Origin of the sequence: Caballeronia sp. ATUFL_F2_KS9A (assembly GCF_023630765.1) — a bacterium.
GTDB classification, from domain to species: Bacteria; Pseudomonadota; Gammaproteobacteria; order Burkholderiales; family Burkholderiaceae; genus Caballeronia; species Caballeronia zhejiangensis.
Map to the genome: position 1 here is coordinate 1 of NZ_JALQEK010000065.1, position 285 is coordinate 285.

Sequence of the window (285 nt, forward strand, 5' to 3'; positions counted from 1 at the left end):
CGCTGGCGACGATTGCCGAATTCCGGCCGGCGCTGTTTTGGGGCGGACTGATGGCGCTAGTGTCGGTGCCCGCCCTCATGCTGCTCAGGGTGCTGCATGGCTAGTCGGTTCGGTTCGCACATCAAGGTGTGGTTTCTGCTCGTGCCGGTGCTAGCCATCGCGGTCATGCCGGCCATCCCGGAGCGCAAGCTATTCGAGGTGCCGGAAGCGGAAACACATTCTCTAGTTGAGTCGGTGGGGCAGGAACGTGTCGACCGCGCCATGCGCAGCGCCAACGAAGAGTTC

General features: G+C 63.2%; 1 pseudogene. It reads left to right on the forward strand.

Going from position 1 to position 285, the window contains the following annotated elements:
• Positions 1–96: 96 nt before the first annotated feature.
• A pseudogene (locus NCS67_RS31800) lies at positions 97–285 on the forward strand (DUF4400 domain-containing protein); the annotation flags it as partial.